The sequence below is a fragment of the Sulfuricurvum sp. genome (genome assembly GCF_028710345.1).
In the GTDB taxonomy this organism is placed as follows: domain Bacteria; phylum Campylobacterota; class Campylobacteria; order Campylobacterales; family Sulfurimonadaceae; genus Sulfuricurvum.
Genome location: NZ_JAQTUH010000032.1, coordinates 1 through 8140 on the forward strand (window position 1 = coordinate 1; position 8140 = coordinate 8140).

General features: G+C 39.7%; 5 protein-coding genes. 3 read left to right on the forward strand and 2 right to left on the reverse strand.

Translation table 11 applies throughout. The features are described from left to right. Window positions 1–407 precede the first annotated feature (407 nt). Together PHC76_RS14510 and PHC76_RS14515 are read left to right on the forward strand one after the other, a co-directional pair. The gene (locus PHC76_RS14510) at window positions 408–1457 is read left to right on the forward strand and encodes a substrate-binding domain-containing protein (protein WP_300210643.1); all 1050 of its coding nucleotides are present in this window, start codon (window positions 408–410) and stop codon (window positions 1455–1457) included. After that, the gene (locus PHC76_RS14515; protein ID WP_299893495.1) at window positions 1457–4246 is read left to right on the forward strand and encodes an EAL domain-containing protein; all 2790 of its coding nucleotides are present in this window, start codon (window positions 1457–1459) and stop codon (window positions 4244–4246) included. The genes PHC76_RS14510 and PHC76_RS14515 overlap by 1 nt, the downstream gene beginning before the upstream one ends. A gap of 94 nt (window positions 4247–4340) precedes the next feature. On the opposite strand, the gene PHC76_RS14520 is transcribed toward PHC76_RS14515, so the two are convergent. After that, window positions 4341–4673 (reverse strand): type II toxin-antitoxin system PemK/MazF family toxin, encoded by a 333-nt coding sequence (locus tag PHC76_RS14520; RefSeq protein ID WP_299893496.1) that lies wholly within the window; start codon window positions 4671–4673, stop codon window positions 4341–4343. After that, complete coding sequence (locus tag PHC76_RS14525; protein WP_299893497.1) at window positions 4660–4908, reverse strand: hypothetical protein; 249 nt, start codon at window positions 4906–4908, stop codon at window positions 4660–4662. The genes PHC76_RS14520 and PHC76_RS14525 overlap by 14 nt, the downstream gene beginning before the upstream one ends. Before the next feature lie 232 nt (window positions 4909–5140). Here PHC76_RS14525 and PHC76_RS14530 point away from each other — a divergent pair, with 232 nt between their 5' ends. After that, window positions 5141–8107: a Tn3 family transposase gene (locus tag PHC76_RS14530; protein WP_299893498.1), complete on the forward strand. Its 2967-nt coding sequence runs from the start codon at window positions 5141–5143 to the stop codon at window positions 8105–8107. Window positions 8108–8140 lie beyond the last annotated feature (33 nt).

Sequence of the window (8140 nt, forward strand, 5' to 3'; positions counted from 1 at the left end):
CGCAAAAGAATTTTACTGAAAACATCGGAAAACTCGGCTTTAATGAGCCTTTTTCACGTGCCCTATAGGGTATAAACTTTCAATAGCCTTAAATAAGAAGGTGTTTTTGAAGATTTGCAAGTGGCTCTGTAAATATATTTTTTTAGTATCCAGCGATATCACACTGTACTAATTTTTCCTTGAGTGTTTCGCACTGTTACTTATTGGTATCAAGCTTTAGCTTAATCGATCCTCGGTAGTATCATAGAAATTACGTAAATAACAACAAAGCTAATAAGAATACGGTAAAAAATATGATTAGTTGAAAAATTACGGCGTTTATTGGCTGCTTCGCTTGAAACTGACAAAAAATTATTATTAAAGTAACTTTGTATACGATTAGATATATTAATATTCAAAGAGTAGTTATGAATCAAATGAATAAAAAATTATTACTCGCTGTTTTTTCCATTCTTCTCATTTCCTTTAGTTTGTTTTACATAAATTATTTCGAGAAAAAGGATCAAAACGATCTAAACACTACCCTATTGACTCACTCTAGCGTTACACCCAACACAGCAACCCCCGATTCAAAGCGATTGGTTTACATCGTTTCAGACTTGCGAATACCTTTTTGGTCCATCATGGCGAAAGGGATAGAGAAACATGCCGTTTCTTTAGGTTATCGAATCGATATCTACAGTGCTGAAAATGATCCCAAAAAAGAGTTGGAATTTGCCGCCAAAGCACTCAAAGAGAACGTATCGGGGATTATTATTTCCCCCACAACCTCTTCTGCATGCGCCACGATCCTCAAATTGGCAAAACACTCCGGTATTCCGGTCGTTATTTCCGATATCGGAACCGACGGAGGGGAATATGTTTCCTATATTTCATCCAATAATCGTGAAGGAGCGTACCAAATCGGGATGGTTTTAGCGCATGAACTTCAAAAAAAAGGGTGGGGGAAATCGGAAATAGCGATTATTGCGATACCCCAAAAACGTTTGAACGGTCAAGAACGTACTGCCGGTTTTATGCAAGCCATGAATGAATCAGGGATTAAAAATAGCGATATCAGACAGCAGGCAACCTTTTCGTATGAAGAGACCTACATCTATTCGAAAGAACTCATCAACAACAATCCAAAACTTCGCGCACTATGGTTACAAGGTTCTGATCGCTATCAAGGAGCGCTGGACGCAATCCGTGATAGTGGAAAAAAAGATCAGATTCTCCTCCTCACATTTGATGCCGAACCCGAATTTTTACAATTGATCCCTAAAGGTATTTTGGTCGGTTCAGCGATGCAGCAGCCCTATTTGATGGGTGAGCAATCGGTGCAGGTGATGGTCGATCATTTACACCATAAACCCGTCGAAAAAAATATCAAGCTTCCGGTTTTAGCAATTTCATCTGAAAATATCAAAGAGAACATGGCCCTCATTGAACGCAACGTCATGGGAGTCAACGATTAATGTTCTACAAATCACTTAATTTATCGAAGTATTCGCTCTTTTCAACGCTCGGCAGTGCTATCGTTATCATCGTTATTTTTGGTTTAACGACCAATTCAATCTACCATTACCATTCGACAAAACAGACAATGATTCAAGATATGAAAGAGGAATCGGACCTCGTCGCCTTGTCGCTTGAAAAAAGTTTATCTTCTTTGATGGCATCCTATTCCGTTAATGAATACGAAACATTGATTCAGAACCAAATGGCTCGAAAAGATATCTTAGCCATTATTGTTCAAGATAAAAAAATGGGAAATATTCTCGGGAAGCCTTATTTTATTTCTGGATTTATTCGAGATAAAGAGGATGCATTATGGGAATATAATCCTAAAACGGATTCTGTTTTTTTAACCCACGCAGCCTATACCCATACCCACCCGATTAAAAATTCCGATAACGTTGAGCTTGGAAACATACAAATATACATTAGCGCCAACGCGATGAACGAAGAGTTGAACGCCATTATACGCGACAGCATCATCAACACTTTAGCGATTTCACTGCTGTTGATACTATCCTTATTGGGAATCATGAAAAGACTCTTTTTAAATCCTATCTACACCATTACCCATCAAATTTCCCAAACCGATTCTGAGGGGATACCCCTAAAGCCGATGCTGCTAGATGGTTCAAAAGAGTTGTTCACGTTGTCAAAAACGATTAATACAATGATCACCTCTCTTCGTGAGTCCAACAAAGTGTTAAATGAGAGACAAGAACAGCTTCAAAACGACGAAGCTCAGCTTCTTTTAATGCTCAATTTAAGTCCTATCGCGGTTCGTATCACGACACAAAAGGGTGGACAAGTTGTCTTTTCAAACAAAGCTTATGGGGAATTAATACTGAATTCATCCGATCAGCTCATCGGTCAAAATCCTCAAAACTACTATAAAAATCCGGAACAATATCATGCCATCGTCAAACGGATTGAAAATCAGGAAGAAATTTACAATGAATTGGTCGAATTAACCATTAATAAAAAAACGGTATGGACACTTGCCTCCTACATGAGTATCAATTTTAAAGGTCAAAAAGGGATATTAGGATGGTTTTTTGATATTACAGATCAAAAAGAGTCTGAAGTAAAATTAAAGCATGCCGCATATCATGACATCTTAACAAACCTTCCGAATCGGGCACTGTTTTCAAATCTTATTCCCCGTATTTTTGCCCGTATAAAACGTCAAAAAACCTATGCGGCACTGCTGTTTATCGATTTGGACGGGTTCAAAAAAATCAATGATATGCATGGCCATCAAACCGGAGATGCCCTTTTGCAAGAGATAGCGCTTCGGATGAATGCGTTGTTACGGGAGGATGATTTAGTGGCACGAATCGGAGGGGATGAATTTGTTATCCTCATCGCTGATTTAACAAATCGTGAAGACATCACCCCTTTGATCAAAAGAATATTAGAGAGTGTAAGCACCCCATACCATTATGAATCCGCCGAATTGACGGTATCTGCCAGTATTGGCGTGAGTTTTTACCCACAGCGCTATGAAGTCGATGCGGACAGTTTATTGCGACAGGCAGACCAAGCGATGTATGAAGCAAAAATGCGGGGCAAAAATCAATACGCCTATTTTGATGAAATCAATAATCTCAATGAAGAAGAGAGTTTCGAAGATGCCGAAAGTATCGGCAATGGTCTAAAAAATAACGAATTTATCCTCTATTATCAGCCAAAAGTCAACATGCACAGCGGAGTAATTGTAGGTGCCGAAGCGTTGATTCGTTGGAATCATCCAACAAAGGGGATGATCTATCCCGATCAGTTTTTGCCTGTGATTGAAAATCGCCCTCTCATCCTTTCTGTGGATACGTGGGTGCTCCATCAGGCACTCAAACAGCTATCCGAATGGAATACCCAAGGATTCGTAACCTCTATCAGTGTTAATATAAGCGCCTATACCTTCAAAAAGTCTTCGTTTATCGAGATGGTCGATAAAGCGCTAGATACCTATTCGACAGTAGATCCTCGTCAGATTGAAATCGAAATTTTAGAAACAAGTGCCCTGCATGATATCCATGAAATACAGCAAATCATAGGTTTTCTCCATCAAAAAGGGATATCCGTTGCACTGGATGACTTTGGAACAGGATATTCTACCCTCTCGTATTTAAAAGAACTCGAAATTGATTATCTCAAGGTTGATAAAAGTTTTGTGATGGAGATGTTAAACGACCCAAGCAATCTCCGTATTCTCGATGCAACGCTCGGTTTAGCTGATGCATTTAATGCCAAAGTGATTGCTGAGGGAGTTGAATCGATTGAGCATGCAAATTTACTGATACAGTTTGGCTGTGTATTTGCTCAAGGTTACGCAATAGCCCGTCCTATGCCTCCCGAAGCATTTACACAATGGAGATCCGAATGGAAACCGGATCCTTCATGGGGTGTTACTCCAAAAATCTCACCTTCGATGTTTCCGCTCGTATATGCGAGATTAGAACACCATAAATGCTTTAACCAGTTTAGTGACAAAAATTTTGTCACTTTTGATAATAACGCTAACCATTGCCACTTTGGCATGTGGCTGTACAAAGAGGGAAATCACTATTTTGATGAAATAGAATATCAAGAGATTGATGCGTTGCACGTAGAATTTCATGATGCAATCGATGCTATGATGAAAGCCGCTTCGGATGAGCGTGATGCACTTTCAAATACAATGGGTTATCTGCATCAAAAATTAATGGAAAAACTCCATCAAAAAGCCGTTTCAGGGAGACAGTATAATTAAAATAGTTATAAGGTTCATTGTTTTATCAGTATAAAACATAAGCTTGGAACGTGAGTTGATACACGATGATATCTAATCAGCATATTTCAATCCTCTAAAAGTTCTTGCAAAGATGTTGGATGAGAATATCGTATTCACTAGAAGTAATTTTTGCAATCTTTTCTTTGATTCTCGTTTTTGAAAGAGAACGGATTTGATTGACTAAAATATCCGAATCTTCTTTGAGACCCTCACGTGCAGGAAGTCTCATCCGATAAGGATCCATGTTCTCGATGAGATCAGTGGATAGTGGCATCAGAATGACTGTATCTAAAATAGCGTTTTCATCATCATCTGAAATAATCACTGCCGGTCTGATTTTCCCTACTTCATCACCTTTTTTAGGGTACAGATTGACGATAACTATATCGCCTCTATTTAATTCCATCATCAACTCCGAGTTCAGCAAATTCTAGATCCTGGTGATTTTTCAGTTTATGAAGTTTTGCAAGCTTTTCTTCGCGGTCGATTTTTTCAATAACGGGCAAGATGAATTTTTCATATTTGGAAGAGATGAAATAACCTACCGTTGTATGTGCTCTTCGATCGATAATTTCTGCTACATCCATTACTTTCATCAAAGAGGGTTTGTTTTGAATATCGGTTACACCATAGGTTAACATCACATATCCTTTTCTTTATATTTAATCTATAAGTATTATATCTTATATTTAATAACATAACTACTGAAATATATCATTTACTTCAAAAAATTCTTAAAACTCATAAAATGTATAGTATATTTGGAATTAAATTCAAGAATAGTTTTGGAGAAATATTATAGCCCTATTTTAGGCAGGGTAGAACTCTTGAAATTCCTATTCTCAAAAACCAGCGTTTATAAGAAGGATAAGCATGCCCCGACGATCGATATTGACCGCTTCTGAAAAAGAGAGTCTGATTGCGATTCCAGAATCGGAAGAAGAGATTATCCAGCATTACACTCTGAGTGAAACCGATCTCTCAATTATTCGTCAGCATAGAGGTGCGGCCAATCGGCTTGGATTTGCGGTTCAACTGTGTTGCATGCGTTATCCTGGAATTGCAATTTCAAGTGAACAGTCGATTCCAGATATATTTCTTGAGTATCTTGCCAATCAACTTGATGTCGCTCCAGAGGTTTGGTCGGAGTATGGACGTCGTCAGGAAACAAGGCGTGAGTATTTGCTGGAGCTGCAAAGCATGTTTGACTTCGAGCTTTTCAGTATGAAACGCTACGATGAAATGATTGATGAGCTTCACGGTGTTGCAGAGCAAACAGATAAGGGGATAGTTATTGCCTCCACATTGGTTCAAAATCTACGCAGAAAAAATATACTGCTGCCTGCCATCAACGTTATTGAACGTATGTGCGCCGAAGCGATTACACGAGCAAATCGAGATATCTATTCCCAACTAAGTGATCCTTTAACACTCCGGCAACGCCAACAGCTTGACCAGCTTTTAAAAATCAGATCGGACTCTTCCTCGACTTATCTTGCTTGGCTTCGCCAATCACCTATGAAATCTAATTCCAAGGCCATGCTTGAGCACATTGAACGGTTGCGATTACTTCATGATATAAATCTACCGTTGGGAATTGAGCGAACTATCCATCAGAATCGTTTATTAAAAATGGCACGTGAAGGTGGGCAAATGACACCAGCGAATTTGTCCAAATTTGAACCAAATAGACGTTATGCCACATTAGTTGCGTTAGTGATCGAAGCAATAGCGACTCTAATCGATGAGATCATAGAGCTACACGATAAGATTATCGGTAAACTCTTCAACACGGCCAAACATAAACATGAGAAGGAATTTCAATCCTCGGGCAAGGCAATCAATGACAAAGTACGCCTCTATAATAGGATCGGACAGGCTCTATTAGATGCGAAACAAACAGGTACTGATCCATATAAGGCAATCGAATCGATTATGTCATGGGATAAATTTAGTGAAAGCGTTGATGAGGCTGGGCGTCTTGCGAAAAATGAGGATTTCGATTTTATCCATCGTATTGCAGAAAATTATCCTACAATCCGGCGATACGTCCCCGACTTTCTTGGTATATTGAAACTTCGTGCCGCGCCAGCTGCTGAAGAACTTCTTCAAGGTATTGAATTATTACGTAAACTGTATTCAGATAACGCTCGAAAAGTTCCCGATGATGCTCCAACCGCCTTTGTGCGGCGTAGATGGAGTAAGCTGGTATTTACTTCAGAGGGAATAGATCGACGCAACTATGAGCTATGCTTGTTGACCGAACTTAAGAATGCGCTTCGATCTGGTGATATATGGGTGCGGGGATCGCGGCAATTTAAGGATTTCGATGAATATCTTTTGACGGGCGATGCCTATTCGTCGTTAAAAGAAGCGAATAAACTGGGAATAAGTGTCGATTCCGACTGTGAATGCTACATTAACCAGCGCTTAGCTCAGTTGGAAGAGAGGCTAAACGCTGTCAATATGTTGGCACAATCAAACGAACTGCCCGATGCAATCATCACTAATAACGGTTTAAAAATTACACCATTTGATGCCGTTTTTCCTGACGATGCTCAATCACTAATTCAAAATACGGCAGCATTACTTCCTCATGTAAAAATCACTGAACTCTTGATAGAGGTTGATTCTTGGACAGGATTTAGCCGTCATTTCACTCATATTAAAAACGATCAAATAGCTAAAGATACAACCATTCTTTTAACGGCAATACTTGCCGATGGGATCAATCTTGGGCTTTCAAAGATGGCGGAATCATGTCCTGGTACTACTTATTCAAAACTATCTTGGCTACAAGCTTGGCATATACGTGATGAAACCTATTCGCAAGCATTGGGAGAACTCACCAATGCCCAGCTGAAACATCCTTTTGCCCTAAACTGGGGAGATGGGAAAACCTCTTCGTCAGATGGTCAGCGGTTTCGTGCCGGCAACAAAGCTCAAAGTACCGGTCATATTAATCCAAAATATGGCAGTGAACCCGGAAGATTATTTTATACTCACATCTCTGATCAATACTCACCCTTTAGCGCAAGATTAGTCAACGTTGGTGTTCGTGACTCTACCTATGTTCTCGATGGGCTTCTCTATCACGAATCAGATTTGCGTATTGAGGAACATTATACCGACACCGCAGGATTTACCGACCATGTATTTGCATTGATGCATTTGCTTGGATTTCGCTTTGCTCCAAGGATCAGGGATTTAGCGGATACCAAAATATATATACCCGATAATGGAAAGAAATATGATGCTCTGAAACCGATGATCGGTGGAACACTCGGGATCAAAAATATTAAGATGCACTGGGATGAGATTTTACGCTTGGCCGGTTCGATTAAAAAAGGGACCGTCACTGCATCCTTGATGTTACGAAAACTAGGCAGTTACCCAAGGCAAAATGGTCTTGCAATTGCATTAAGAGAATTAGGTCGAATTGAGCGAACACTTTTTATTCTGGATTGGCTTCAAAATGTTGAACTCCGTCGCCGAGTGCAGGCCGGGCTGAATAAAGGTGAGGCCAGAAACGCACTTGCAAGGGCAGTGTTTTTAAATCGTCTTGGTGAAATTCGGGACCGAAGTTTCGATCAGCAGCGTTATCGAGCAAGTGGATTGACCCTTTTAACATCTGCTATCGTATTATGGAATACAGTTTATTTGGAACGCGCCGTAGCGGCACTAAGAAATAAAGGAGAGACTATTGATGATTCAATGCTTCAATATTTGTCACCATTAGGATGGGAACACATCAATTTAACTGGGGACTATGTCTGGAAAAAGAGTTCGAAGCTCAAAGATGGGAAATTTAGGCCTTTAAGGGCGGTAAAATTCTCTTAACGTACTATATATTCCGTTTTCTCAGGGGACCCC

Bases quoted from the DNA above. Each gene is read 5' to 3' on its own strand.
- PHC76_RS14510 (WP_300210643.1), top strand. From the start codon at position 408: ATGAATCAAATGAATAAAAAATTATTACTCGCTGTTTTTTCCATTCTT.
- PHC76_RS14515 (WP_299893495.1), top strand. From the start codon at position 1,457: ATGTTCTACAAATCACTTAATTTATCGAAGTATTCGCTCTTTTCAACG.
- PHC76_RS14520 (WP_299893496.1), bottom strand. From the start codon at position 4,673: ATGGAATTAAATAGAGGCGATATAGTTATCGTCAATCTGTACCCTAAA.
- PHC76_RS14525 (WP_299893497.1), bottom strand. From the start codon at position 4,908: ATGTTAACCTATGGTGTAACCGATATTCAAAACAAACCCTCTTTGATG.
- PHC76_RS14530 (WP_299893498.1), top strand. From the start codon at position 5,141: ATGCCCCGACGATCGATATTGACCGCTTCTGAAAAAGAGAGTCTGATT.